Consider the following 395-nt stretch of genomic DNA (forward strand, 5'->3'; position numbering starts at 1 on the left):
GTCCATGTACTCTGCGCGAGCCAATACTAAGCTGGTCACAGGGTGATGATTAAGAAACTCTTGTTTTTGGGTTGAGCTGAATTTTTCTAACTCTTGTTTTAGTTCGCCGATATTGATTTGTTCGTCGGCAAACGTAAGAGGGGACTGAAGTGGCATATTTGCTATCCGTGCAAGCTAAAAGTAAAGATCTACAAACCTTTCTAATTTAACAAATCTCGCGGAGATAAAAAATATCCCCGCATGAGCGGGGATATTGAAGTCATTCTTGGTTACGCATTTTTCATTAGGCGAGGAATCGTATCATCACTGCGGAGCGTTAATACTTCACAACCATCTTTGGTTACCACGATAGTGTGTTCCCATTGCGCTGAGTTTTTGCCGTCACCTGTGTATAC

At 42.3% G+C, this 395-nt stretch carries 1 pseudogene; it reads right to left on the reverse strand.

The window, feature by feature from the left end:
- Positions 1-269: 269 nt before the first annotated feature.
- Positions 270-395, reverse strand: a pseudogene (locus UF06_RS25520) (type I methionyl aminopeptidase); the annotation flags it as partial.

It is taken from the genome of Vibrio sp. S234-5 (assembly GCF_000960595.1).
GTDB lineage: Bacteria > Pseudomonadota > Gammaproteobacteria > Enterobacterales > Vibrionaceae > Vibrio.